At 71.8% G+C, this 25931-nt stretch carries 22 protein-coding genes; 12 read left to right on the top strand and 10 right to left on the bottom strand.

The features are described from left to right. The first annotated feature begins 90 nt into the window (after positions 1–90). A complete protein-coding gene (locus NE857_RS24940; RefSeq protein WP_254417912.1) occupies positions 91–2439 on the top strand; it encodes a RecQ family ATP-dependent DNA helicase in 2349 nt (782 codons plus the stop codon). A 193-nt stretch (positions 2440–2632) separates the two neighbouring features. On the opposite strand, the gene NE857_RS24935 is transcribed toward NE857_RS24940, so the two are convergent. Next, entirely contained in the window at positions 2633–3568 is a 936-nt protein-coding gene (locus NE857_RS24935) for a carbohydrate kinase family protein (protein WP_017583840.1), read from the bottom strand. Positions 3569–3845: 277 nt separating this feature from the next. On the opposite strand from NE857_RS24935, the gene NE857_RS24930 reads away from it, so the two are divergent. The 4 genes from NE857_RS24930 to NE857_RS24915 all read left to right on the top strand — a co-directional run bounded on the left by NE857_RS24930 (position 3846) and on the right by NE857_RS24915 (position 9290). Beyond that, positions 3846–6566: a bifunctional acetate--CoA ligase family protein/GNAT family N-acetyltransferase gene (locus NE857_RS24930; protein WP_254417911.1), complete on the top strand. Its 2721-nt coding sequence runs from the start codon at positions 3846–3848 to the stop codon at positions 6564–6566. 86 nt (positions 6567–6652) lie between these two features. Beyond that, positions 6653–7231 carry a DUF5998 family protein gene (locus NE857_RS24925; RefSeq protein ID WP_017583838.1) on the top strand — a complete coding sequence of 193 codons (579 nt, stop codon included), beginning with the start codon at positions 6653–6655 and terminating at the stop codon, positions 7229–7231. Positions 7232–7588: 357 nt separating this feature from the next. Continuing rightward, positions 7589–8413 carry an enoyl-CoA hydratase-related protein gene (locus tag NE857_RS24920; protein ID WP_254417910.1) on the top strand — a complete coding sequence of 275 codons (825 nt, stop codon included), beginning with the start codon at positions 7589–7591 and terminating at the stop codon, positions 8411–8413. 223 nt (positions 8414–8636) lie between these two features. Continuing rightward, a complete protein-coding gene (locus NE857_RS24915; RefSeq protein ID WP_254417909.1) occupies positions 8637–9290 on the top strand; it encodes an MBL fold metallo-hydrolase in 654 nt (217 codons plus the stop codon). Between the two features lie 137 nt (positions 9291–9427). On the opposite strand, the gene NE857_RS24910 is transcribed toward NE857_RS24915, so the two are convergent. The 3 genes from NE857_RS24910 to NE857_RS24900 form a co-directional block, all read right to left on the bottom strand. Beyond that, positions 9428–11764 (bottom strand): CHAT domain-containing protein, encoded by a 2337-nt coding sequence (locus NE857_RS24910; RefSeq protein WP_254417908.1) that lies wholly within the window; start codon positions 11762–11764, stop codon positions 9428–9430. Between the two features lie 649 nt (positions 11765–12413). Further along, on the bottom strand, positions 12414–12863 hold the full coding sequence (locus NE857_RS24905) for a carboxypeptidase-like regulatory domain-containing protein (protein WP_254417907.1): 450 nt from the start codon (positions 12861–12863) through the stop codon (positions 12414–12416). Between the two features lie 51 nt (positions 12864–12914). Further along, positions 12915–13502 (bottom strand): RNA polymerase sigma factor, encoded by a 588-nt coding sequence (locus NE857_RS24900; protein WP_254417906.1) that lies wholly within the window; start codon positions 13500–13502, stop codon positions 12915–12917. Between the two features lie 312 nt (positions 13503–13814). On the opposite strand from NE857_RS24900, the gene NE857_RS24895 reads away from it, so the two are divergent. After that, positions 13815–14309: a DUF3145 domain-containing protein gene (locus NE857_RS24895; protein ID WP_026117077.1), complete on the top strand. Its 495-nt coding sequence runs from the start codon at positions 13815–13817 to the stop codon at positions 14307–14309. A 78-nt stretch (positions 14310–14387) separates the two neighbouring features. On the opposite strand, the gene NE857_RS24890 is transcribed toward NE857_RS24895, so the two are convergent. The 4 genes from NE857_RS24890 to NE857_RS24875 all read right to left on the bottom strand — a co-directional run bounded on the left by NE857_RS24890 (position 14388) and on the right by NE857_RS24875 (position 17592). Continuing rightward, positions 14388–14843, bottom strand: a complete 456-nt coding sequence (locus NE857_RS24890; RefSeq protein WP_254417905.1) for a DUF1707 SHOCT-like domain-containing protein — start codon at positions 14841–14843, stop codon at positions 14388–14390. 124 nt (positions 14844–14967) lie between these two features. Then, entirely contained in the window at positions 14968–15756 is a 789-nt protein-coding gene (locus NE857_RS24885; protein WP_254417904.1) for a 3'(2'),5'-bisphosphate nucleotidase CysQ family protein, read from the bottom strand. Then, positions 15753–16814, bottom strand: coding sequence for an ATP-grasp domain-containing protein (locus NE857_RS24880; protein ID WP_254417903.1), 1062 nt, complete (start codon positions 16812–16814; stop codon positions 15753–15755). The genes NE857_RS24885 and NE857_RS24880 overlap by 4 nt, the downstream gene beginning before the upstream one ends. Before the next feature lie 247 nt (positions 16815–17061). After that, complete coding sequence (locus tag NE857_RS24875; protein ID WP_254417902.1) at positions 17062–17592, bottom strand: YbhB/YbcL family Raf kinase inhibitor-like protein; 531 nt, start codon at positions 17590–17592, stop codon at positions 17062–17064. 201 nt (positions 17593–17793) lie between these two features. On the opposite strand from NE857_RS24875, the gene NE857_RS24870 reads away from it, so the two are divergent. Beyond that, the gene (locus NE857_RS24870) at positions 17794–18759 is read left to right on the top strand and encodes an LLM class F420-dependent oxidoreductase (protein WP_254417901.1); all 966 of its coding nucleotides are present in this window, start codon (positions 17794–17796) and stop codon (positions 18757–18759) included. Positions 18760–18826: 67 nt separating this feature from the next. On the opposite strand, the gene NE857_RS24865 is transcribed toward NE857_RS24870, so the two are convergent. Next, positions 18827–20083 (bottom strand): PucR family transcriptional regulator, encoded by a 1257-nt coding sequence (locus tag NE857_RS24865; RefSeq protein ID WP_254417900.1) that lies wholly within the window; start codon positions 20081–20083, stop codon positions 18827–18829. A 463-nt stretch (positions 20084–20546) separates the two neighbouring features. Here NE857_RS24865 and NE857_RS24860 point away from each other — a divergent pair, with 463 nt between their 5' ends. The 5 genes from NE857_RS24860 to NE857_RS24840 all read left to right on the top strand — a co-directional run bounded on the left by NE857_RS24860 (position 20547) and on the right by NE857_RS24840 (position 24701). Further along, a complete protein-coding gene (locus tag NE857_RS24860; RefSeq protein WP_254417899.1) occupies positions 20547–21050 on the top strand; it encodes a lumazine-binding domain protein in 504 nt (167 codons plus the stop codon). A gap of 347 nt (positions 21051–21397) precedes the next feature. Next, on the top strand, positions 21398–21721 hold the full coding sequence (locus NE857_RS24855; RefSeq protein WP_017583823.1) for a putative quinol monooxygenase: 324 nt from the start codon (positions 21398–21400) through the stop codon (positions 21719–21721). Positions 21722–21796: 75 nt separating this feature from the next. Continuing rightward, positions 21797–22846, top strand: coding sequence for an L-glyceraldehyde 3-phosphate reductase (gene mgrA / locus NE857_RS24850; protein ID WP_254417898.1), 1050 nt, complete (start codon positions 21797–21799; stop codon positions 22844–22846). A gap of 70 nt (positions 22847–22916) precedes the next feature. Further along, positions 22917–23402, top strand: coding sequence for a winged helix-turn-helix transcriptional regulator (locus NE857_RS24845; RefSeq protein WP_254417897.1), 486 nt, complete (start codon positions 22917–22919; stop codon positions 23400–23402). A 303-nt stretch (positions 23403–23705) separates the two neighbouring features. Further along, on the top strand, positions 23706–24701 hold the full coding sequence (locus tag NE857_RS24840) for a LysR family transcriptional regulator (protein WP_254417896.1): 996 nt from the start codon (positions 23706–23708) through the stop codon (positions 24699–24701). On the opposite strand, the gene NE857_RS24835 is transcribed toward NE857_RS24840, so the two are convergent. Next, entirely contained in the window at positions 24645–25874 is a 1230-nt protein-coding gene (locus NE857_RS24835; RefSeq protein ID WP_254417895.1) for a vWA domain-containing protein, read from the bottom strand. The two genes, NE857_RS24840 and NE857_RS24835, sit on opposite strands and share 57 nt — an antisense overlap. Positions 25875–25931: the final 57 nt, after the last annotated feature.

Below are 25931 nucleotides of genomic sequence, written 5' to 3'. Positions count from 1 at the left end.
CCGCAGGACGCTCCGCCGCTCCTGTACCGCAGGCAGGGAGGGCCTGTGGATAACCGCACCGACGCCCGTCACCTCTGGTACCAAGGTTTCATGGCCACACCCATCCCGCCCGACGTCCCCGCCCCGGCCACAGCAGCCGCCACCGGCCCCGAGGCCCCCGCTCCCGATCCCGCGAACCCCGCCACCGGTGCCACAGCCTCCGCAGGTCCCGCGAACCCCACCGGCTCACCGGACTCCGCCAACGGACCCGCAGCCGATCCGACGGCCGAAACCCCGGCTGTCCGGCCCGGCGGACCTGCGCGCGAAGGCACCCGGGATCACTTGCGCGAACGCGCCGAGGAGCACCTGCGCGCCCTCGCCGGGGAGTCCGCGCGCCTGCGCGAGGACCAGTGGACCGCCATCCACGCCCTGGTCGCGGACCGGCGGCGGGCCTTGGTCGTGCAGCGCACCGGCTGGGGCAAGTCGGCGGTCTACTTCGTGGCCACCGCCCTGCGCCGCGCCGAGGGCGCGGGCCCCACCGTCATCGTCTCCCCGCTGCTGGCGCTGATGCGCAACCAGATCGCCGCCGCCGAGCGCGCGGGCATCCGCGCCCGCACCATCAACAGCTCCAACACCACCGCCTGGGAATCCACCTACGCCGAGGTCTCCCAGGGCCTGGTGGACGTACTCCTGGTCAGCCCCGAGCGGCTCAACAACCCCGAGTTCCGCGACCGAGTCCTGCCCGAACTCGCCGCCGGGGCGGGCCTGGTCGTCATCGACGAGGCCCACTGCGTCTCCGACTGGGGCCACGACTTCCGCCCGGACTACCGCCGCATCCGCTCCCTGCTGCACGACCTGCCCGACGGGGTCCCGGTCCTGGCCACCACCGCCACCGCCAACGAACGCGTCACCCACGACGTCGCCGAACAGCTTCAGGCCGGGGCCGACCGCGCCGACACCCTGGTCCTGCGCGGCAGCCTGGAACGCGAGAGCCTCAGCCTGGGCGTGGCCGAACTGCCCGACCCCACCGCCCGGCTCAGCTGGCTGGCCGAACACCTGCCCGAGATCCCGGGTTCGGGCATCGTGTACACGCTCACCGTCAGCGCGGCCCTGGAGACCGCCCGCTTCCTCGGTGAACAGGGCCTGGAGGTGCTGCCCTACACCGGGCAGACCGACCCCGACGAGCGCAGACTGGCCGAGGACGCCCTGCTCGGCAACCGGGTCAAGGCACTCGTGGCCACCAGCGCCCTGGGCATGGGCTTCGACAAACCGGACCTGGGCTTCGTCATCCACCTGGGCGCCCCGCAGTCCCCGATCTCCTACTACCAGCAGGTCGGCCGCGCGGGCCGCGGTGTGGAGCGGGCAGAAGTGGTGCTCCTGCCCGGCCGGGAGGACGTGCAGATCTGGGAGTACTTCGCAGGGCTGTCCTTCCCGCCGGAGGACACCGTCCGCCAGACCCTCCAAGTCCTGGCCGAGGCCGACAAACCCCTGTCCACCGCCAACCTGGAGACCCGGGTGGACCTGCGCCGCACCCGCCTGGAACAGATGCTCAAGGTGCTGGACGTGGACGGGGCGGTGTGCCGGGTGCGCGGCGGCTGGACCGCCACCGGCCGACCCTGGACCTACGATGCCGAACGCTACGCCGCCGTCAGCGCCGCCCGCGAGCGCGAACAGCGGGCCATGCTCGACTACATCGCCGCCGACACCTGCCGGATGGAGTTCCTCCGCCAGCAGCTGGACGACCCCGAGGCGGTGGCCTGCGGGCGCTGTGACGTGTGCACCGGCCGCTACTGGTCCACCGACGTCGACTCCGGGCGCCGCAAGGCCGCCGCCGACCACCTGGACCGGCCCGGCACCCCCATCACCCCGCGCCGCCAGTGGCCCACCGGCATGAACACCCTCGGGGTGAACCTGTCCGGCAAGATCCCGGAGAACCTGCGTGCGGGGGAGGGGCGTGCCCTGGCCCGCCTCACCGACGTCGGCTGGGGCACCGAACTTCGCCGCGTCCTCGCCGAGGACGCACCGGACGCCCCCGTGGACGAGCGGCTCCTTCAGGGCGTGGTGCGCGTGCTGGCCGCCTGGGGATGGGAGAACCGCCCGGTCGGCGTGGTCGCGATGCCCTCTCTCACCCGGCCGACCCTGGTCGGCGACCTCGCCGCGCGCATCGCCGAACTCGGCCGCCTGACCCCGCTCGGCTCGCTTTCCTACCGGAGCGGGAACGGACCGGGCCCGCGCCGCCACAACAGTGCCATGCGCCTGGGCCAGGTGTACTCGGAACTGGTGGCCGGTGCGGACCTGGAGGCCCGGCTGGCCGAGCTCCAGGGACAGCGGCCGGGCCCGGTCCTGCTGGTGGACGACCTCGCCGACACCGGATGGAGCCTGACCGTCGGCGCCGCCCTGCTCCGCAGAGCGGGCGCCCCGCAGGTCCTACCCCTCACCCTGGCCACCACCGGCGGCTGACCTGCGACGGCCGGGCGGTCGTCAGTGCTGCCCGGCTGGGACTCCTCGTCTGCTGCCCGACTCTCCGTCGGGCGCCTCGAAAAACCGAGCCTTCAACTTCTCAGTAACCACGATCCCCGCGACTCCCTGAAATCCAGGGTGTTGCGGGGATCGCTGGAAACCGACGTGGTGACGGGGCCCGGAGCCGGATGTTCTAACGGATGCGCTGACCGCGGGGTGCGCCTCTACGCACCGGTTGGCCCTCGCCCAGGTCCGGGCGGGCGCCCGGCTGGTGCAGTGCGCGGGCGGCCAGCCTGCTGGCCCGGCCCAGCGCCTCCTTCGGGTGGCGTCCGGTCAGCCACGCGGGCAGGAAACCGGCGATGAACGCGTCACCGGCGCCCACGGAGCCCGGGGAGGGCTCCACCGGCTCGGCCGGCGCGGTCACGCAGTCCTCGCGCGTCTTGGAGGCCCACAGACCGCCCTGCTCGCCGAGCTTGATCACGACGTTGGGGAACCAGGCGGTCAGCACCTTGGCGGCAGCCTCGGGCTCGTCGCGCCCGGTGAGCACCCGGGCCTGGTCGACGTTGACGAACAACAGCCGGGCGCCCTGCGTCCAGTCCAGGAAGTTCTCCGCGCCGGCGCGTTCCAGCGGTGCGTGCGAGCCGCCGTCCACCGAGATGGACATGCCGCTCTCGCGCGCCATGCGCAGGGCCACCCGGGCCGCGCGGCGAGAATCGGAGTTGATCAGCGTGTAGCCGGACACGTGCAGGTGCGCGTCGGGGGCGAACACGTCTCGGGGCAGGTCCTCGGGCTGTAGCCGCGCGTTCGCGCCCGGGTCGCTCAGCATCGTCCGGTCGCCCCGGTGAGTGATCATGACGACGCAGGTTCCGGTCGGGCGCTCGGGGTCCATCACCATGCGCGAGTCCAGGCCGTAGCCCATCAGTTCCATTTCACGCGTGCGTCCGGTGATGTCGGAGCCGCGACGGCCGACGAACGTGGTGTCGGTGCCCTCGACCGCGAGCCACGAGGCTATGTTCGCGCCGGAACCGCCGCCGTACATGATCACCGACGCAGGGGTGTCGCTGCCGCGGGCCAACGGGTGGAACGCGCGCGCGACGGCATCGGTCATCAGGTCACCGATCACGACCACTCGAGTCATTTCGCCAGCCACCACCGAGGGTTTGAGATTCTGTGCCCGCATGACGTTAACAGCTTAACGATCAGTGGCGGGTAACGAACTGACAGCGCCCCGGACACGCGGCCACACAGGGGCTGTCGAGGGTCTTCGGACCCACCGCACCAGGGTACGCGGAGCCCGAACGAGACCGGTCCGAAGTCCTGTGCGAGGCGAGTCCAGGGGAGGCGATTTCGGGGAGCCCGCATGGACTTTCCCCGGATTCGGCCGATTGTCGTCTAGTCTCGCAGTCGTGCAGTCCTACCCGAACCACTGGGAAGCCGACGTCGTTCTGACCGACGGAGGCACCGCGCACCTGCGCCCCATCACCCCTGACGACGCCGACCTGCTACGCGAGTTCCACTCCCGGCTCTCGCCGGAGACGATCTACTACCGGTTCTTCGCGCCCTACCCCAAGCTCTCCGACCGTGACGTGAAACGTTTCACCACGGTCGACTACGAGGACCGGGTGGCTCTGGTGGCCACCATCTCCGGCACCCTCGTCTCCGTGGTGCGTTACGACAAGGTCGCTCCCGAAGAGGCCGAGGTGGCCTTCGTCGTGGAGGACGGACACCAGGGGCGGGGCCTGGCCTCGGTGCTGCTGGAACACATCGGGGCCGCCGCCCGCGAACGCGGGGTACGCCGCTTCATCGCCGACGTGCTGCCCGAGAACCGGCGCATGATCAACGTCTTCCGCGAGGCCGGGTACACCGCCCAACAGACCTTCGACGAGGGCGTCATCCGGCTCACCCTGGACCTGCAGCCCACGGACGACTCCAAGGAGGTCATGCGGGCCCGCGAACAGCGCGCCGAGTCGCGCTCCATCGCCCGCCTGCTCTTCCCCGAGTCCGTCGCGGTCATCGGCGCGAGTCGAACGGCGCACACCATCGGCCAGACCGCCCTGCGCAACCTGCTCGGCGGGGAGTTCCAGGGGCCGGTCTACCCCGTCCACCCCGAAGCCAAGGCCGTGGTGGGCGTGCGCGCCTACCCCTCCGTCCTGGACATCCCGGACCAGGTCGACCTGGCCGTGGTCGCGGTACGTGCCGACACCGTCGTCGACGTGGTCGAGCAGTGCGCGGACAAGGGTGTGCACGGGCTGATCGTGGTCAGCTCCGGGTTCGGCGAGGTCGGACCCCAGGGCCGCGCCCGCCAGGACGAACTGGTGCGCACCGCCCGCGCCGCCGGAATGCGCGTGGTAGGCCCCAACTGCCTGGGCATCGCCAACAGCGACCCCTCGGTCTCGCTCAACGCCACCCTGTCCCCGGACCTGCCGCCCCAGGGCCCCATCGGGTTCTTCTCCCAGTCCGGCGCCTTGGGCCGCGCCATCCTCCAGCGGGTGGCCGAGCGCGGCATGGGCCTGTCCACCTTCGTGTCCGCGGGCAACCGCGCCGACGTGTCCGGCAACGACCTCATGCAGTACTGGCAGGAGGACCCCGCCACCCACGTCGTGCTCCAGTACCTGGAGTCCCTGGGCAACCCGCGCAAGTTCACCCGGCTGGCACGGCGCCTGGCCAAGCAGAAGCCCGTCGTGGCGGTGCGCAGCGGCGGTTCGGCGCAGGCCACCCCCACCGGGCACGCCGCCGGGGGCCTGGCCCTGCCCGACTACGCGGTCACCTCCCTGTTCCAGCAGGCCGGTGTGGTACGCGTGGACGACATCACCCAGATGTTCGACGCCGCCCAGGTGTTCGCCTACCAACCGCTGCCCGCAGGGCCGCGCGTGGGCATCATCGGCAACTCCGACTCCCTGGAACTGCTGGTCAAGGACGCCGCGATCCGCCAGGGACTCAAGCCGCACGACCCGGTCAACCTGGGCCCGCAGGCCACCGCCGAGGACTTCGACACCGCGATCCAGGCCGCCCTGGCCGCCGAGGACGTGCACTCGATCGTGGTGGTCTTCGTTCCGGCCCTGCACCCGATCGGCGACGACGTGGCCCGCGTCCTGCGCTCCCGCTCGCTGGAGTCGGACAAACCCATCGTCACCACCTACCTGGCCCGCCAGGGCATCCCCGAGGAGCTGCGGCACATCGGGGACCGGGGTCAGACCCTGTTCGGCTCGGTGCCCTCCTACCCCTCGCCCGAGGACGCGGTGCGCGCCGTCGTCCACGCCACCCGGTACGCCCAGTGGCGCAACCGCAAGCCCGGCCGCCACCCGGAGCTGCCCGACATCGACCGCGCCCGGGCCCGCGCCACCATCGGCCGCGCGCTGAAGAAGGCCACCCCGGCCATGGAGGACGTCGCCTGGTTCGGCGGTGAGCGCCGCTACGACGAGGAGACGGCGATCTCACCCGAGGACGCCCGTGACCTCCTGGCCTGCTACGGCATCGCCGCCTACCCCGACATCAAGGTCGACTCCGCGGAGGAGGCCGTGGTCGCCGCCGGGGAACTCGGCTACCCCGCCGTGGTCAAGGCCGACGCCCCCGACCTGCGGGTCCGCGCGGGCGGCACGTTCGTCCGCGCCGACCTGCGCACACCCGAGGACGTGCGCAGCGCCTACCTCTCCCTGGAGGACCGCTTCGGCGGCGAGGCGGAGCTGGTCGTGCAGCGAATGGCCGCCCCCGGCGTGCCCACCGTGGTGCGCGCGGGCGACAACCAGTCCTTCGGGTCGGTGGTCTCCTTCGGCCTGGCCGACGTCACCGCCGAACTCCTCGACGACCGGGCGTTCCGGCTGGCGCCGCTGACCGACATGGACGCAGCCGACCTCATCCACGCTGTCCGGGCCGCCCCGCTGCTGTTCGGGCTGCCCGCGGGGGCCACGTCACTGGCCGAACAGCCCAACGTCGAAGCCCTGGAGGAGCTGCTGATCCGGGTGTCCCGCCTGGTGGAGGCCTTCCCCGAGATCGGCTATGTGGACCTGGACCCCGTCCTGGTCAACGCCACCGGAGCCCACGTCCTGGGCGCCCGCATGTGGCTGCGCGAGGCGCCCGAGGTGCGCCCCGACGCGGGTCCGCGCCGACTGCGCGGGGTGACGTTCTGATCAGGGAGTGGGTGTCCCGGTTCGGCGGGCGGTCGCGAACTGTCACCAGAAGGGGGCAGGATAGGGGTATGAGGAAAACACGTGCCGTGCCCACGGACTGGCGCCTGGAGATCGAGCGGAGCGGGTACTACCCCGCCCTGGTCATCGATGCCGTCGCTACCACCCTGGGCGAGGAGAGCGCCGAGGCGTTCATCGTGCACCACGAGGCGACCTTCGACCCGGCCATGGAGATGCGGCGGCACATCACCGTCATGCTGCTGACCGCCACCCGGCTCGTCGTGTGCCACACCGACGAGCACCCACCAACCGAACCGGGCGGGACCTCACACGCCTCGACCACGACCGACAGCATCCAACTGGGCAACATCCAGTCGGTGGCCCTGACCCGGGTCGTGCCCAACCCCGCTCAGTACACGCCGGGCAGCCTGCCCAGCGAGCTGGTGCTCAGCGTCAACCTGTCGGTGAACTGGGGCGCGGTCGCGCACATCGACCTCGAACCCGCCGCCTGCGCTGACGAGAGCTGCGAGCTCGACCACGGCTACACCGGTGCCATCACCGCCGAACCCCTCACCCTGAGGGTCAGCGAGGCGGCCGACGGGGCCGGCGCGGTCACCGCGATGCTGCACTTCGCCGAGGCACTGTCCGCGGCCACCACTCGCCGCTGATCCGGGGCGGTCCGGGTTGCGGGGGCCGCGGAGCGAAACTCCGGCGGGGCCGGTCGGCGCACTCCGGATTCCAGAGGCCGCTGACCGGCCCCGTTCGTGTTGGGCGGGGCGGGTGGGATCTGATGTGAACGAGAGCGCTAGCGTGTGGTGTACGTAACACAAGCGCGGTCACACGTGACACGGACTTAACCAACCCGGCGCCGTGGGGCCTGGTGCCGAAACAAACCGCGTGTCTACTGTTGAAGGCGGATTTGTGCATACCGCCACAAGCGAGACGCGCACGGCCACAAGCCACCAGCGTCACCGCGCGCCGTGACCGGGTCCGCGCGCGTCCAAACGGAGAAAGGTCTGCCTGCGATGACGCAGCACCCGACGTCCCCGAACCCCTCGGACGACGCTCCCCTCGTGCGGTTGAGTGTCGACCGTGCCATCGCCACGATCACCCTCGACTCACCACGCAATCGCAACGCGCTCTCCGCACGGCTGCGCTCCGAACTCTCCAAGGCCCTCGCCGACGCCATGGCCGACGACGAGGTCCGCGGGGTCGTTCTCACCGGCAGCGGACCGGTGTTCTGCGCCGGGGCCGACCTCAAGGAGATCGGTGCCGCCCTCCAGGGCACCCCGATCGAACCCGCGCCGGAACTCCCGGAGATCTTCGAACAGATCATGGGCGGCCCCAAGCCGGTGATCGCGGTTCTCAACGGTGCCGCGCGCGCGGGCGGGATCGGTCTGGTGGCCGCCGCGGATATCGCTCTCGCACCCAAGAGCGCCACCTTCGCCTTCACCGAGGTGCGCATCGGAGTGGTTCCGGCGATCATCTCCGTCCCCGTCTCCGCTCGGATGCACTCCCGTCAGCTCAGCCGTTACTTCCTCACCGGCGAGCTCTTCGACGCCTCCGCCGCGGCCAGGGCCGGACTCATCACCCAGGCCGTCCCCGACCGGGACATGGAGCACGCGGTGGACGCGGTCCTGCAGGGCCTGCGGGGTTCGGCTCCCAGAGCGCTCTCCCGCACCAAACAGCTCCTGGGCGACCTCGGGGGCGGTGCGCAGGCCGCACCGGACCGGCGGACCGAGGCGTTCACCCGCATGGGTGAGCTGTCCGCCGAGTTCTTCGCCGGGGAGGACGCGGCGGAGGGGCGGACGGCCTTCTTCGAGAAGCGTCCGCCGCGCTGGGCCCAGTGACCAGGCCTCAGTGACCCGGTCCCAGTGACCCGGTCCCAGTGAGCAGCGCGTTCAGTGGTGCGCGCCCGCGGTGATCCGGGCCGTTCGGTGCCCCCGACACGCTGAAGCCGCCGAACCGCCGCACGCCCTTCCGCGGGCCGTGGCACCGCAGAGGTCGGACGCCCGGGTCACCGGGTGTCCGACCCGGGTTCGTACGCTCCTCGCGACAGGCCACAATGGTCGGGTGAGCTACTCCGGAGATACCAGGGTCGGCGGCCCCGCCGACCTGCGCCAACTACCGCATCTGACGATCACCAAGCTGGCCGTGGGCCCGATGGACAACAACGCCTACCTCCTCCGTTGCCGGAGCACGGGTGAGGCGGTCCTCATCGACGCGGCGGCCGAACCCGACCGAATCCTGGAGCTGATCGGTGAGGACGGGCTGACCCGAGTGGTCACCACCCACCGCCACCAGGACCACTGGCAGGCCCTGGCCGAGATCGTCGGCCAGACCGGTGCCCGCACGGTCGCCCACCCCGACGACGCCGATGAACTGCCGGTGTCGGTGGACGAGCCCGTCACCCACGGTGGCACCGTTCCCGTCGGGGACTGCGTACTGACGGTCATCCACCTGCGCGGCCACACGCCCGGGTCGATCGCCCTGCGCTACGACGACCCCGAGGGTCACACCCACCTGTTCACCGGTGACAGCCTCTTCCCGGGCGGGGTCGGTAAGACCTGGTCCGACTCGGACTTCCAGACCCTGTTCGGCGACGTGTCGGAGCGGGTTTTCGGTGCCCTGGCCGACGACACGTGGGTTTACCCCGGGCACGGCAAGGACACCACGCTCGGAGCCGAGCGCCCCGACCTCGCCCAGTGGCGCGAGCGCGGCTGGTAGCGCCGCCACGAGCGGTGCTCGGGCCGGTGACACGGGCTGTGGCGATCCTGTGAACCAGGCTCCCGCCGCACCGGCTTGCGCGAACCCGGGTCCCGCGTGAACCTGCGGGACCCGGCCCTCGCCACCTCACCGGAACCTCAGGTTCCGTAACAGCAGAAACCGATGTGTCCGAGGTGCTCGGACACCGCCTCGGACACATCGGTCCCCGCCCGGACCGCCCGGTGGAAGCCCTGCATGGCCTCCCCTGTTCTCGCGTCGTCCACCGGAACCGGACTGGCTACCACGGTGCGGGTGCCCCGGGCCAGCAGCGCGCCCACAAACCCGCTCGGCCGCCCGCCGGCCCCGCCGAAACCGTGTCCGCCCCAGCAGGCGGACAGCACCACCAGAGCAGGGGCCGACGGCAACAGGAACAGGTCACAGGCGAGCAGCAGACCGTCGCACAGTCGCAGCCGGGAGAGCATGGGTGTGCTCGCACCGGCCCGACCGTGCCCGGCCAGGTGGGCGAGGTCCGCGCGGGCCAGCTCGGCCAGGAGCGGTCCCCGGCGCGCCTGCTCCAGGACCATCGCACCCGAGTGGATCCCGGCCAGCGCCGCCACCTCCTCCCGGGCCTCACCGGGTGGCGGCCCGCACGCCAGCAGAACCCGTCCGTCGCCGCTCCTGGCGGGCGGTGGCTCAGCCCAGGAACGCGCTGTGGGGACCAGGCGCACCGGCCGCCCCCGCAGGGCAGGGAGCAGCCCCCAGGGCAGGTCACCCAGGTAGGAGTCACCGGTCACCACCAGGGGCCGCTCCCCGATCAGGGGCAGGAGCGGACCGAGCAGGGTGTTGGAGACGAGTGCCGCGGCCACGCCCCCGGGTTCGGCCCCCGGGCGTGTCGGTGCCCTACCCGTGACCGACGGTGGCGTCGCGTACACGTCGACCGCCTCGGTGGAGCGGCCGAGGGGCAGCGGACCGGAGAGTTCGTGGGTGAACGCGCGAAGTGTGCGGCGGACTCGCTTGAGGGGCCCGATGCGGCGCTGGTGCACCTTGCCGTCCACGGCCACCAGAGCCACTGCCTCGGCGCCCGCAACGGTGTAGTGAACGAACGCCCGGCCGTGGAGGTTGCTCAACAGCGGCTCCAGAACCGGCCCGGGGTGTTCGCGTGACCCTCTGGCCGCACCTGGCGGCAGCCGCCACCGCGCGGATTCCCAACGCCGCGCGTAGGCGCTGGCGGCGGGACCGCCGCCGCTCTCCAGAGCATCGCGGTAGCGCCCGGTCAGTTCCCGTACCTCGGGGTCCTCGCAAGCCCCCAGCTCGGGAACCAGCCCGTCGGACCAGGTACGGTCCAGCTCTGCCCATTCCAGGGCGGTCGCGGGGTCACCGGCCTGGAGGGCGCTCTCCAAACCGGCCCGCACCACGTGGGGATCGCGGGCGGCGGCCCCGAGCCAGGGCCCGGGGGCCAACGCCCCTGTCCTGGCACCTGCCCCGGAGAACCGTTCCAAGGCCCGACGGGCATCCGACAACTTCCCCTGCGTCCCAGCGGAGTCCCAGGCGTTGCGGTGTCCGGCCTCTTCCGGCCCGGGGTTCCCCGCCGCCCCGCTTTCGTCTCCGGGGTCGGACTCCGTCCCCGGTTCCGGGGCCGCCACCGTCGAGGGCGTCTCGGTGGCGGCCAGATGCCTTGTGGCGAACGGGTGAGCGGGGACGCGGTGTTCGGAGGGAGGCCGTGGCTGTGACACGGCGGGGGTGCGGAGCTCCAGATGGTCCTTGGCCCGCTGGACGGGGGTGCGGCTGTCGGCGGACTCCAGCGCGACCCGTTTCAGCCGGTGGGCCACGCCGTACCAGAGGGAGCTCGGCCCCAAACCCTCGAGAACCCGTTGGGCCAGGTGGAGCGCGCCTTGGCGGTCGCCGTCCAGGAAGCGGTACTTGGCTTCCAACAGGGTGACCGCGGTCCCGTCCCCGCCGCTGCGCCAGGGGGCCTCCGCGAGGGTGCGTCCGGCCTCCTCCACCAACCCCACCGAGAGGTACGCCTCGGCCAGATCCACGCGCAGGGGTTCTTGGCGGTCAGCGGGCATCTGGTGTGCGAGTTCGTGGAAAGTGGTGATGGCCTCGGCGGCGTCGCCCCGGTACAGGTCCAGACAGCCCAGGTTGTGCCGGGCCACCAGTCCGAGCAGTGGGAGGCGGCGCGCGTCGGCCAGGTCCCGGGCCTCGTTGAGGTGATCCTCGGCCTGGCCGAAGCGGCCGCACAGGACCTGGGCCAGCCCGAGGTCGGTGAGGATCCCGGGCACAACGGGTGCGAGTTCGGCGACGGGGTGCCCGCGCAGATGCCTTCGGGTGTCGTCGAGGATCTCCACGGTCTCCTCGAAGCGCCCTCTCCGGGCCAGCTGCACCCCCTGCGTGACCCGGGAGAGCAAGGCCCGACCACCCGCCTCCAGGGCCGGGTTCTCGGTGCCCCGGAGAGGGGGCTCGGACTCAGGAACTGGAGTTGCGCTGGGGAGCACGTCCGGCGGCCTTCTTTCGCCAGGGGGCCGGTCAACTCAAGTGATAGCAGCGGATTTGCCCGAACGGGAGGGGCCTGTGCCCACCTGTGGACAACTGACCAGCTACGAAACGGGGCCAACCGTGACGGAGACGGACAAGCGGTCACGGGTTGACGCGTGTACCTAACTGAATTCGGGTCTCATCCGTTTTCCGGCCTCGGAACCGCATGCGTCCGCTCCGCCTCGCCTCGCTCACACCGAATCCGGGCAGGCCCGGACGACCCTGCGGAGTGCGCTCTCCGCAGCTTGTCGACCGGCCCGGTGCGACCGCGCACGGGTCCACTGACGAGGTCGCCGCCACGAACGCACGGGCCCGGGCACAGAGGCAGTGCGCACGGCCGCGGGTGCGGCCGGTGCGGGAACGGGAGCGGTGAGCGCGGAGGCGGGCCGGCACGGGAGCATGAGCGGTGCGGCCAGCACTGGTGCGGGTGTGGGCTGCGCGGCCACTGCGGGCGCGGGTACGGCCGACACGGGTGTGGGGCGTGGGTCTTTCCCGAGGGGCCCGCCCCGGAACTTGCCTGGCAGGGCTGGGAGGAGGCGACCCGCGACCCTCCTGCCCCTGGGGCGGCCGGACGTGTCACAGGCACGGGCGAGCCGGGAGAGCGCTCTCTCAGAGCGTTTGCGGCTGGGCGACCGAGGTGGTGAACCATTCGGTCACGGTGAGGGGGTGTCCTGGGCGCTCCACCGCCAGGGACAGCGGCCCGGGGGAGAGGTCGGCGGCATTGAACCGGCCGTCGGCTCCGACGAAGAGGCGGAGTGTGTGGTCGGGGCGCCTCAGGTGGACTTCCACGTGGTCGAAGTCGCCGCTGACCAGACCGGAGAGTGCGCTGTGGTCGCCGCACGGCTGGACCTGGAGGTCCAGGTGGACCCCTTCCAGGTCGAACCGGAGGACGACCGGTGCGATGCCGTCGTGATCACGATGGAGCGGTTGCTCGGGGGAGGGCACGGTGTATCTGGCGGTTCTGGCCGGACGGGCGCCGTCCACGGAGCGGTCGAAGGCGGCCAGGGCGGCGGCTCGCCCGGCTCGGTCCTGGGTGGGGTCCGCGTCTTTGTTCCGCACGGTTCACGCACGCCTTTCGGTTGGTTCGCTGTTCTCTTGCGCTCCGCGGATCTACCGCAGGGAGCGGCGCAGCTGACGGATCAGTCGCCGTCGCTCCCTCGCGGTGGTCCGGTGGGAGATCGGCGCGGCATCGGGTGAGTCGTCGAGGTACTGCTGTGCCACCCGGCGGTCGGCCGGATCGGGGAGTTCCCGGATGGCCTGGAAGAGTTCGGTGTGCGTCTCCTTGGCGAGGTACTGGTCCTCGGGGCCGTCCTGGTGTTGGGGGCGCTCGTCCAGGTCCTGGGGGTCGAACGGTGGAAAGCGCTGCCGCTGCGCGCGCTGGCGGTTGCAGGCGGAGCGCGTGGTCCGGTGCAGCCAGGCGGCGAGCTGCTGCGGGGAGTGCAGTCGGGACAGGTTCTGGTTGAGAGTGAGCCAGACCGTCTGCGTGGCGTCCTCGCGGTCCTGCTGGGAGAGCCGGTAGGACCGGGCGATGCCGTTCACCAGGCTCAGGTAGCGGTCGACGATGGCCTCCCAGGCGTCCGCGCTCCCCTGGCAGGCGGCCCGGACGAGGTCGGTGTCACTCAGCGAGGAGGGTTCGGGTGCGGGGGTCTGCTCCGGCGCTGGGGAGTGCTCGGGGCCAGTTGTGGCCGGAACTGGCAAAAAAGAGGTGGATACATACCCTGAACTGCCCGGATGGGTGGTTTCCTCCTGTGGTTCCGGAGGTTGGATGTCATCATGCGGCTGGTCTGGCACATCCGCCACCACTATGATCAGACTCCCTGTCGTCGCCTGTGGTACACGCTAATCTCTGGTCGCTCCGGGTGCGGTGGGAACGCTGGAAAATACCAGCGTGCGAGATGGTTCTCAGGGTGCCCTTGGGGCACAATGGGGCAAAAGGCATTCAGGCGGGTATGCAACCTTCTCGGGTACGAGGGCGTCGGGGAAGCGCACTCGTTCGTATCAGGAGGTTCGGTGTCCGCACGTGGCGTCTTGTACGTCCACTCCGCGCCCGCGGCGCTGTGCCCACACGTCGAGTGGGCGGTCGCGGGTGTTGTTGGAGTACCCGTGAAACTCGACTGGGTCGCCCAGCCGGCGGCACCCGGCCACCACCGTGCCGAGCTCAACTGGCAGGGAAAGCCGGGGACCGCGGGGGCGATGGCCTCCGCGCTGAACGCGTGGCAGCGCCTACGCTTCGAGGTGACCGAGGAGGGGTCGCCCGGCTGTGACGGTATGCGTTACAGCTACACACCCTCGCTCGGTGTGTTCACCGCCATCACCAGCGCGGCCGGAGAGGTCCTCGTGCCGGAGGGGCGGCTGCGCGCGGCCATGGCCACCGCCGCGACCGAGGGCACCGATCTGGCCGCCGAACTCGACCGGCTCACCGGCCGGGCCTGGGACGAGGAGCTCGAACCCTTCCGCTACGCGGGCGACGGCGCACCCGTCCGCTGGCTCCACGCCGTGGGCTGACCGCCGTTGACCGGGGGGTGCACCGGGTTCCGGGCACCCGCCGGTGGCTGGCCGGGCCCCGCCTGCGCGGGGCGGTGTTCAGGGCGGGTTCTCCTCGCTGGGCCAGATAGCGGAGGCCAGCAGCACGGCCGCCCAGATGCCCAGGGGGACCAGTGGCCAGTACGGCACCAGTTCACCGCCGAGCAGGCTGGCCACGGCCCACACGCCGGTCAGCACTCCGGCCACACCCAGCCACCAGCGCCACTCGTCACCCCAATCCTCCCAGGGCACGGGAGCGCCCCTCGGCTCGGGTGCGGCGCGGCGTTCGCGGTGGGGCCTGGGCAGCGGGATCGGGCTCTCGGGTCCGGGGAGGTCGGCGGTGAGCGTGCGGAGCTCACCGACCAGGACCGAGGTGAGTGCGGCGCCCACCCGGCGCTCGTACTCCTCGTGGTCCAGACGGCCCTCGGAGAACGCCACCGCGAGGCGGTCGACCGTCAGGTCCCGCTCGGTGTCCGAGGCGCGCATCTGGTTCAGCGGCAGACGTTGGGCCTCCACTTCCCACCCCCAAAGGCGCGAGTTTGACCACACGATACGCGTCGTGCGGGGTGCGCGAAAGGGATTGTCGAGGGCAGTTCGCACACACCTGGAACAGCTCGCTCCGACCTGCTGTCACCCCAGTTCAGGGAGCTAACCAGTGGGCCACCGCGCGACACGTCGACGGATCGGCCGCGCCCACCAGGCCGGTGTGCTCGAAGCTCCCCCGGTAGGTGAACGCGGCGCCGTCCAGCCGGGTCACCAGACCCCCCGTCTCGGCCAGGACCAGACCGGGCGCGGCCACGTCCCAGTCACGCACCGGGACGTCCTTCACGAACAGGTGGGCGGCACCCTCGGCGATCCGGCACAGCTTCAACGAGATGCTGCCGCTCTCCAGGTACTCGCCGTAGCCGAAGTGGTCGTACACGCGCCGGGCGATCCCCGCGGGTTCGGGGGTGTTGTCGGTGAGGACCCCGTGGCCGGCCAGGGTGGGCGGGTGCCCGGGCAGGGGGACCCCGTCCCGGCGGGCGCCCTGGCCGCGAACGGCCGTGTACAGAACCCCGCTCTCGGGGGCGAAGACCGCTGCCACCTCGGGGCTCTCCCCGATGACCAGAGCGGCCTGGGTGACGTAGCCGGCGAAGCCGTGCACGTAGCTGGCGGTCCCGTCGATCGGGTCGATCAGCCAGTACCGGGGCGGCCGCTCCCGCGACAGCGATGCCGGGTCCTCCTCGCTCACCACCGGGATCTGCGCGTCGATCGCGGTCAGCCGCTGGGAGAGCGCCCTATGGGCCATCGCGTCGGCCTCGGCCTTGAACTGGCTCCCCTCCCACACCCCGCTGCGCACCGCCGGGTCCGAACGCCACTCACGCAGCAGGGCGCCGACCTCGACGACCGCGTCCGCAACGGCCTTCAAGAGCGCGTGCTGGGCGTTCACCGCGCACGCACCGGGATGATCGGTGACTGCCCTCCGGCGGCCACCGCCCCGGGCAGGGCGAAGCCCTCACCGTGCGAGCTGGTGGCCGGGGCGGGGGATATCCCGTGCGAGTTGAACTGCTCCTCTGGCAGGAACTCGTCGGTCCACCGGCGCACCATCGCCACACCCTCACGCCAGTCGTCGGTCAGTTTCGGCCCGTCGCCGATCGCCTGCCGGAGCAGCCCGGCGATCTCGTCGACCCCCGCGGCCACGGTGAGCGCCGCCGTGGACGAGAAACGGGGGTTGATCTCGAAGACCCTGGGCCGCCCCTGGCCGTCCAGACACAGCTGGACGTTGAACGGCCCGTCCGCGCGCAGGGCGCTCTGGATCGCCCGGCAGGTACGGATGACCTCGTGGTTGCGCCGGGTGACGGCGTACTTGGTTACGCCCTGCTTGAGCAGGACCTCCTTGGGCACCACCGCCTGCACTTCGCCGTCCCGCCAGGCCACGACCGAGACGGTGTACTCGGGGCCGGTGATGCGTTCCTGGACGATCAGCTCGTCGGCGGCGTAGCCGCTCTCGGAGACCACGCGGGCCATGTCCCGGGCGGAGTCGATGATCAGCACCCCGCGGCTGCCGCGCCCGATACGGGGTTTGACGATGAGGCCGCCCGAGGAGGTGTCGGCGGCGTCGGTGGGCCACTCCGATGCCAGCCAGGTACGGGGCACACCGATCCCGGCATCCTCCAGCTGCTGCATGAGCACGTACTTGTCCAGGCAGGTGGTGACGAAATCCAGGTGGGGCAGCAGCACCTTCACCCCGTCCTTGGCCAGCCCACCCACCCGGACGAGCTCCTCGTCCACCAGCGGGACCACGGCCACGGCCCCCTCCTCGGCGCACAGGGAGCGCATCCGGGGCAGGAACGCCTCGCTGTCGCCCGGTGGCACCAGGTAACCGCGATCGGCCAGGTACAGGCCGGGCGCGGCGGGGTCCACATCGGTGGCCACCACCCGGAACCCGTTCTGGCGCAGGTGCAGGATGGTTCCGGGTGTCGGAGCGGAACCCGCTGTCGTGACCACGACGGTCGGTTTCCTCGAAGACGGTTGTGGCACCGGCTGAACCCTTCCAGGCGTGTTCCGAGTGGGCCGGGGGATGGACCGAGCCTAGACGCCGGAGTGGCCTTTGGGCTCGTGAATGGCCAGATGCGGTTGCCAAGTGAACCGGAAGGGCCCCTCGCGCGTGTATCCATCGGCCCCGGGAGGAAGGGCAGAGGGCGGGTGGCGGGGTGAGCGCGCCACCCGCCCTCCGGCGGCGGGGTGAGAACCCCTACTTCTGCTCGTACGTCGGGATGATGAGCGCCCGGCCGAGCGTGTGCGAGAACAGGTTGAAGCCGAGGAACGCGGGACTGGCGGAGGCGTCCACACCCAGGCTCGGCACGTCCACCGCGTGCACCGCGAAGAAGTACCGGTGCGGGCCGTGCCCCGCGGGTGGCGCGGCGCCGATGTAACGGTGGCTCCCGGCGTCGTTGCGCAGGGTCACGGCCTGTTTCGGCAGACCGGAACCGTTCCCGGCGTCGGTCGCCAACTCGGTGACCTCGGCGGGGATGTCGCAGACGGACCAGTGCCAGAACCCGCTCGCGGTGGGTGCGTCCGGGTCGAAGCAGGTGACGGCGAAGCTCCGGGTCCCCTCGGGGAACCCGCTCCAGGACAGGTGCGGGGAGGCGTCCTCGCCTCCGGCGCCCATGATCCCGCTGACCTGCGCCCTGGGCAGGGGTTTGCCGTCAGTGACGTCGTCGCTGACGACGGTGAACGAGTCGACCCGGGGCAGGAAGTCGTAAGGGGAGGGTGGCGTGGCCACGGCGATGGCCTCCTTCGCTCTCGTGGATGTCCGTACCGGCCCGCCGCAGGCGGGCACTGCACCCGAACATACGCCCCGCGAGCCCCGAAGGGTCGGATGCGGTCTACTGCGCGCCCGGGGCCGCGAGGTACGGTCGTGCCGACACCGAACAAGAATCCGGTTCGGTCCCGTCGCCGGGCCGGTCCACCGACAGGAGCCGTCATGACCGATCGCTGGGGCATCACCGTCCCCTTCGAAGGCATCCCCCTGGCCGACCAGCGCTCCCTCTTCGAGGCCCTGCCCGACCTCGGCTACACCGACGCGTGGTCGGCCGAGGCCAACGGCACGGACGCGTTCACGCCGCTGGCCCTGGCCAGTGTGTGGGCGCCCCAACTGCGCCTGGGCACCGCGATCGTGCCCGCGTACACGCGCGGCCCCGCCACTTTGGCGATGAGCGCCGCCACGCTGGCCGCCGCCGCGCCGGGCCGCTTCACGCTGGGCGTCGGCACCTCCTCGAACGTCATCGTGGAGCGCTGGAACTCCATTCCCTTCACGGAGCCCTACAAGAAGGTCCGCGACACCGTGCGCTTCCTGCGTGAGGCGCTGACCGGGCAGAAGATCAAGGCCGACTACGACACCTTCTCGGTGAAGGGGTTCACGCTCGGGGCCGTCCCCCAGCAGCAGCCGCCGATCCTGGTGGCCGCGCTGCGCCAGGGCATGCTGCGCCTGGCCGGTCGCGAGGCGGACGGAGCGATCGTCAACTGGCTGTCCTCGGAGGATGTGCGCACGGTCGCCCCGATCGTGCGTGAGTTCGGGGCGGAGAAGGAGGTCGTCGCGCGGATCTTCGCCATCCCCGACACCGATCCCGACACCGCGCGCGAGATCGGCCGCTGGGCGATCTCGGCCTACCTGAACGTGCCCGTCTACCGGGCCTTCCACGAGTGGCTGGGCCGCGAGGAGCTCGGCCCCATGTGGAAGGCGTGGGAGGACGGGGACCGCAAGGGAGCGCTCGCCGCGATCCCGGACTCCGTCATCGACGAGCTCATCGTGCACGGCCCCGCCGAGTACTGCCGGGAGCGGATCGAGGCCTACGTGGAGGCGGGGGTGAGCACCCCGGTGATCGCCCCGATCGGTCCGCCCGGCCTGGACCCGGCCGACGTGATCCGTGCCCTGGCGCCCCGCCGCTGACCGACCCCTTCGGGATGTTCCCCGCGCATCACCGCACGGGGGACATCCCGACCGTTCGGTATGTTCCTCACTCCGGGCCGAGCGGACCCAGCAGCCTGCGCGCCCGCAGCACCAGCTCCAACTCGAACCGGGCCCCCGGCTCCCGCAGCCTGGACCCGAACAGCTCCTCCAACTGCCGCATCCGGTACCGCACGGTCTGCGGATGGATGCGCAGCCGCTCGGCCGCCTCGTTGGCGTTGAACCCCGACTCCAACCACGCCAACAGGGTGTCGGCCATCCGCTCCCGCTGCGGTGTCCGCATCCCCGCCAACGGGGCCAGTCGGACCCGGGCCAGTTCGGCCACCAGCGCCGTGTCCCGTGAGAGCAACAGCTCCGGCAGGTGGTCGCTCCACCTCAGCACCCCAGGCCCTGCCACCACCCCGTTGCGCACCAGCTCCGCCAGTTCCCGCGCCCGCGACAACGACGCCGGAGCCTCCTCCAGCGGCACCGTCGGGCCCAGCACCGCACCGCACCCCCGCAGCGACCGCTCCAACGACCTCAGCCGCCCCGGCCCCTCGGGGTCGGGCACCAGCGCGCACGGCTCCAACCCGTCCAGGTCGACCAGCACGTCCGGGGGAAGCACCGGAGCCGACGCCCCCGCGCCTTCCTGGTGGACCGTAACCCCCGCCCCCTCCTGGTGGGTCGGCTCCTGGTAGAGCAACGCCACCGCCACCCGCTCGGGCACGCGCCACCGGGCCGCCCGCGCCAGTGTCGACAGCGCCCGCGCCTCCGGCTCCGTCCCGGACTCGGCCAGCAGCACCTCCAACAGCCGGGCCCGCCTGCGCCGCAGCGCCTCCACCCCGGCTCCGCGCACCTGGACGTGGCCCTCGGCGGCCGCGGTGGAGATCTCCTCCTGGAACGCGAAGATCGCCTCGCCGAGCGCGGCCATCTGGTCCCGGTCGATCGAGTCCGCCCGGGCCAGCCGCCGCCAGGCCACCGCCGCGGACGTGCGCATACCCGTGTGCAGGCACTCCAGGGTGCGCCCCTGCCTGGCCTCGCTCTCCCCGAAGGCGCGGAAGGTGCGGGCGACGGAGTCCGCCCGCTCGGCCCCGGGGCCCGCCTCGAGCCGGTCCAGGAAGGCGTGCACCGCGGTGTCGATCGCGGCCCGGACCGAGTCCACGTGCGCCGCCTCCAGAGGCTGGCTGTGTGCCTCGGCCCGGCGCGCGATGCCCTCCACGGCCTCCTCGACCAGGTACGGGACCAGCGGGCGGAGCCTGGCGCCGAGCCCTGGGGGCAGGTCCGCGACGAGGGTGCCCGGGGCGCCCTCCCGTAGTCGGTACGACATGTCACCTCCGGCGCGGACGCACGGCGGAACCCCTCCGGCACGCGTCGGCGTGCAGAGCCTCCTCGGGCACGCTCACGCGTGCGCCGAGTCGACAGCCCGCCCGCGCGTGCACGGTTCCGTTTACGGCACGCCCGCGCGTGCCTTGTGCGCCAGTGGATGCCGTGATTTCGGTCACCCCCACCCATATCACCAGAGGCCGCACCCACGGGCAAGCCCCGCCCCCTCATGGGAGGACCGGAGCGCGGCCTCCCGCTCCGCTTCTCGCTGGGATCGGAGGGTTGTTTCCGCATCCGAATCCGTGATTTTCCTGGTTCGCGGAGCACAGGGAAGGAAAAAGTGGGTACGCGTAGTCATCAAACGGGTGAATGCGGTAACAATGGTGCGTCACGGATCGCCTCGACGGCGCTGACGCCACCGGCGTCCGCCGTCGGCCGACCCAACCCGCTCCCGGAAGGCAACCCCCATGCGACGTACCCTCCTGTGCGCTGCCCTGCCCCTGTTCCTCGCCCTCACCGCCTGCGGAGGCGACGACGAGACCCCCGAAGAGACCGCCGCCGAGGAAGCGGCCGAGGGTGCTCAGGAAGGCGCCGAAGGGCCCAGCGAGGACGAGGCCGCCGCGGCGGCCCAGGCCGTGGCCGAGGGATTCCTCGCCTCCTTCGCCGCCCTGGACGGCGAGGCGGGCTGCGCCTTCGTCGACGAGAGCGCCCAGGCCGCGATCATCGCCCAGAGCGAGGGCGCGGAAGACTGCGCGGAGGCCTTCCCCGAGTACGTCGCCAACGTGCCCGGCGCCGACGCCATCGAGGTCGGTGAGGTCACCGTCAGCACCGACCTGGACGGCGACACACTCATCGCCAACGTCGAACTGGTTCACGCCGAGGAGACCCCCGGCGCCCTGGAGGTCCGGCAGGGTAACGACGGTGAGTGGCGTGCCACCCGCCTGCCCGGCACCACCCTCGGCGGCGCCTGAGCACCGACCCGATCAGTGGGGGAGCGGCCGTGGGTACCAGGATCGCGCAACGTGCGAACCCCCACGGCCCTCCCCGTAGCCGCCTGGAGAGCGACTCCGAGCCCGGCGGCCCGGTGGACGACGGCCTGCCGCACCACTTCGGGGACGACCCCCTGCGCGTCCACGAGGGCGTCGGGGATCCACCGACACACTGGCCCGGTGCGGCCCCGGCCACGGCACCCCGTGAGGCGACGAACACCCGTGCGCACGGTCTGGTGAGGTCCAGCCCGTCTCCGCTCTGGAAGAGTGGGGGCCGTGGGGCACGGCACGACCGCGTGCCCCGTGGCACAACACGGAGGAGATGCGGGATGATCCTGATCGTCGTCAAGTTCCGGACCAGGCCGGAGGCTACGGACAGCTTCCTCGACGAGGTCGCCGACTTCACCGCGGCCACTCGCGCCGAGCCCGGCAACCTGTGGTTCGAGTGGTCCCGCAGCGTCGAGCGCGATGACGAGTTCGTGCTCGTCGAGGCGTTCAAGGACGGCGCGGCCGAGGCCCACGTCACCAGCGACCACTTCAAGGCCGGACTGGCCGCCATGAAGCCGCTGCTGAAGGAGACCCCGCTGATCGTCAGCCGTGAGGTCGAGGGCGAGGGCTGGGACCGCATGGGCGAACTCACGATCGACGGGTAACGTCGGCGCGACCGGAGACCGCGGTCCGGTTTCGACCGGCTGAACGGGTTGGACAGACTGAAGGGGAGCGGACGTTTGGGCACGTACGTGGCGAGCGAGGACCGGTACGACTCCCTGGAGTTCCGGACCTGCGGCAGGAGCGGCCTGAGGCTGCCGCGGCTGTCGCTGGGACTGTGGCAGAACTTCGGTGGTGACCGGGGCCTGGAAGGGCAGCGCCGGATCCTGCGCCGCGCCTTCGACCTCGGCGTCTTCCACTTCGACCTGGCCAACAACTACGGCCCGCCGCCGGGCAGGGCCGAGGAGAACTTCGGCCGGATCCTGTCCGAGGACTTCGGCCCCTACCGGGAAGAGCTGGTGATCACCACCAAGGCCGGGTACGTCATGGGGCCCGGGCCGCACCTGCGGGGCGGTTCGCGCAAGTACCTGCTGTCCTCGCTGGACCAGTCCCTCAAGCGTATGGGCCTGGACTACGTCGACATCTTCTACAGCCACCGGCCCGACCCTGACACCCCGCTGGAGGAGACCATGCTGGCCCTCCACCACGCGGTGGTGTCCGGGCGGGCCATGTACGCGGGGATCTCCTCCTACGCTCCGTCGCTGACCCGCCGGGCGGCGGCGATCATGCGCGACCTCGGCACGCCCCTGATCGTGCACCAGTCCTCGTACTCGATGCTCAACCGCTGGGTGGAGGACGGGCTGCTGGAGGCGGCCGCCGACGAAGGCATGGGTGTGGTCGCCTTCTCACCCCTGGCACAGGGCCTGCTGACCTCCCGTTACCTGGACGGAAGCGTGCCCACTGACTCCCGCGCCGGGATCGGGCGGCCCAGCTGGCGGGAGAACATGCTCACCGAGGAGGTGCTCGGCCGGGCCCGGGCGCTCAACCAGATCGCCGCCGAGCGCGGTCAGACCCTGGCGCAGATGGCCCTCTCCTGGGTTCTGCGGGACCAGGGGCCGCGCACCGTCACCACGGCGCTGGTCGGAGCCTCCAGCGCGGAGCAGTTGGAACAGAACCTCAAGGCGGTGGAGAACACGGACTTCTCCGAGGAGGAACTGCGCGACATCGACCGGTGGGCGGTCGACTCCGACGTCAATATCTGGTGGGCCGCCACCGCCTCCAAGGAGTGACCGCCGGGAGCACGCGGGCGGAGGTCGCGGTCTTCCGTTCGGGCGCGGGACGAGCGGGTACTTTGGCGGTATGCCGATCAAACTCGATCCCGTGCTCGCCGATCTGCGTTCCTGGAAGCCCCGGGAATGTTCGATCTCGAAGGCGCTGGAGATCGTGGGACAGCGTTCGGCGCTGCTGATCATGCGCGAGGCCTTCTTCGGCACGCGCCGCTTCGACCTGTTCGTGGAACGGGTCGGTGTCACCGAGGCGGTGGCCGCGGCCCGGCTCAAACAGCTCACCGAGGCCGGGCTGCTGAGCCGCGAGCCCTACAAGGAGCCGGGCAGCCGTACCCGGCACGAGTACGTCCTCACCGACATGGGCGCCGACCTCATGCCCGCGGTCTTCGCGCTCAAGGACTGGGGCGACACCCACCTCCAGGAGGGCGGAGGGCCACTGGCCCTGGTCGAGGACGACACCGGAGCGCCGGTGCGGGTGGGGTATCTGACCGAGGACGGGCGCGAGGTCTCCCCGGACGACCTGCGCATGGCGGTCCGGCGCCGCCGCGCCGAGGGCTGATCGCGGCTGTCGCCGGGCGGAGCGTGTACGGGACGGGCGGCGCCCCGGATCCGGAGAGTTCCCGGTTGTGCCTCAAGCGGCCATAGGGAAACCTTTGCGCGTTTTGTTCCTTTAGGGGCAGAGGTCCCTTGTGGGGTGGTCAGGCGTCCCCTAGCTTGGCCCCGATCCCCCTGTCCGAAAGGTCGCCATGCCTGCCCCCCGGCACCGGACGTTCTTCCCCGCTCTTCCCCCGGCCACCACTCCCCTCCCGCCCGCCTTCCCCGCCAGTCTCCGAGCGGCCCTTCCCGCCAGCGGGGGTGGCCGGTGACCCCCACCCAGCTGAGAGCGTTCTCCGCGGTGGCCCGCCTGGGATCGGTCAAACGTGCCGCTCGCGAACTCGACGTCTCCGAGGCCGCCGTCTCACTGCACATCGGCAAACTCCGCAAACTGTTCGGTGACCGACTCTTCTCCCGGACCGGCGCCGGGCTCGCCTTCACCCCCGGCGGCCTGCGCCTGGCCGGACGCGCCACCGAACTGCTCGGCCTCCAGGACCGCACCCTGCGCGAGGTCAGCCAGGCGGGGACCGGCACCCGCCTGCTCCGTATCGCGTCCTCCAGCCTGTTCGTCGAGTACGCGGCCCCCGGCCTCATCGAACTCTTCGTGGGCCGTGCCGACGACCTCGACGTCGAACTGAGCGTGCACAGTCCCAGCCGGTTCGAGGAACTGCTGAGCGATCGCGCTGTCGACGTCGCCATCGGGCCCGCCCGGGAACAGACGGAGCCCGCCGGGTCCGCCCGGGTGACCTCCCAGAGCATCCTCAGGTACCAACTGCTCACCGTGGTCGGCCCCGGCCACCCCCTCGCGAGCGGCCGGACCGCCCCCGAACGCCTCCGTGAACAGACCTGGCTGCTGGGCCCCTCCGCCCTGGACCACACCGGCCTGGTCCCCGCGGTCCTCCGCCGCTTCGACGTACCCGAGGCGCGCCAGCGGGTGTTCCAGAGCCACGCCTGCGCCCTCGACGAGGTCAAGAAGGGCGGCGGCGTGGGTCTGGCCCTGGGATACGCGATCTCCCACGACCTCTCCACCGGTCGCCTGCTCGTCCCTTCCGGACCTCCGGTCCGCACCGGGGGCAGCTGGTCCGCGACCGCACTCACCGACAGGGACGAGGCGGGGCCGGCCGCGGAGTTCATCCGCTTCGCCACCACCCCGCGCGCCACCCAGGCCATGCTGCGCGGCTCAGGCGTCCACCGGGGCCGCTTCCGCTCAGGAGTCCACGTCACCCTCTGGAACCACACCGCCCCCCGCCTGCCTGCCCCCTGACCTCGAAAGAGAGCTCTCCCGGGCCACGGCCTCCACCACGTCCTTGAGGGCGGCGAAGGTGTGGGCGGGGAGCAGGGCGTGGCAGAACGGCAGGGCCGCGGCCATCCCGGACACCGTAGGTTCGAAGCCCGGGGCCGCGGCCCGGGGGTTGGCCCACACCACCCGGTGCGCGCGCCGCCGCAGCCGCTCCATGGCCGCGGTCATCGCCTCCGGGGTGTCCCCGTCCCAGCCGTCCGAGGCCACGACCACCACCGCGCCGCGTACCGCCACCCCGTGCCGGGAGGCGAGCAGGGTCCGCAGGTTCGCGGCGATACGGGTCCCGCTGAACCTGTCGTCCACGGCGCCGGTGGCACGTGCGACCGCTGCCTCGGCGGTGCCCTCGCGCAGCAGCGGGGTCAGCCTGGTCAGGCGGGTGCCGAAGGCGAAGGCCTCGGTCTCCACAGCCAACGCGAAGGCCCGCATCAGGTGGACGTAGGCCGATGCCTGTGCCCGCATCGAACCACTCACGTCGCACAGGACCACCACCCGGCGCGGGCGGGTCATAGGGCGGGTCCGCACTAGTTCCAGCGGTTCCCACCCGGTACGGCGGGCCCGGGCCAGAGTGGGGCGCAGCGCCACTCCGTGACCGGAGCGCCCCGCGGCCCGTCTGCGTACACGGCGCCGGGGCAGACGTGGGCCCAGCCGCTCCAACCACGTTCCCAGCTGGGCGGTCTCCGTCTCCGAGAGCTGGTCGAACGGGGCCCTCGCGAGGGCTTCGAGCTCGCTGGGAAGCAGTTCTGGAAGAGTGGTCGAGGGAGCGCTCTCCTGAGGCCCGCCAGAGGCCGGTGGCAGGGTCACCCACGGCAGCCCGGCGCCGACCGTTCCCTCCTGTTCGGGTCCCGGGGCGGGGTCGGGGGAACCGTCGGCCCTGCTCCGGGGAGCCGCCAGGGGAGCCGTGCTCTCGTCCTCCGGCACACCGTCCCCGAACACGGCGGCGAACACCGAGTCGAACGCGGCGAGGTCGCACCTGCGCCGTACCAGGCACACCCGCAGCGTCCAGTAGAGCCCGTCGAGTCCGCTCGGCGGGGCCACCGCCAACGCGCGGCTCAGGGTCGCCGCGGCGTCCAGGTCCACCCGGACACCGTGAGCGCGCAGACGCTCGGTGAGGCCGATGGCGAACGCCGCCCGGTCCACGCCCGGCAGGGGGGACGTTCCCGGCCACCGCGAACGACGCGGAACGAATCCCGCCGG

The sequence above is a fragment of the Nocardiopsis exhalans genome (assembly GCF_024134545.1).
Lineage (GTDB): Bacteria > Actinomycetota > Actinomycetes > Streptosporangiales > Streptosporangiaceae > Nocardiopsis > Nocardiopsis exhalans.
This window is presented reverse-complemented; position numbering and strand designations above follow the sequence as displayed.

Bases quoted from the DNA above. Each gene is read 5' to 3' on its own strand.
- NE857_RS24845 (WP_254417897.1), top strand. From the start codon at position 22,917: ATGCCGATCAAACTCGATCCCGTGCTCGCCGATCTGCGTTCCTGGAAG.
- NE857_RS24865 (WP_254417900.1), bottom strand. From the start codon at position 20,083: ATGTCGTACCGACTACGGGAGGGCGCCCCGGGCACCCTCGTCGCGGAC.
- NE857_RS24940 (WP_254417912.1), top strand. From the start codon at position 91: ATGGCCACACCCATCCCGCCCGACGTCCCCGCCCCGGCCACAGCAGCC.
- NE857_RS24860 (WP_254417899.1), top strand. From the start codon at position 20,547: ATGCGACGTACCCTCCTGTGCGCTGCCCTGCCCCTGTTCCTCGCCCTC.
- NE857_RS24855 (WP_017583823.1), top strand. From the start codon at position 21,398: ATGATCCTGATCGTCGTCAAGTTCCGGACCAGGCCGGAGGCTACGGAC.
- NE857_RS24920 (WP_254417910.1), top strand. From the start codon at position 7,589: ATGACGCAGCACCCGACGTCCCCGAACCCCTCGGACGACGCTCCCCTC.
- NE857_RS24870 (WP_254417901.1), top strand. From the start codon at position 17,794: ATGACCGATCGCTGGGGCATCACCGTCCCCTTCGAAGGCATCCCCCTG.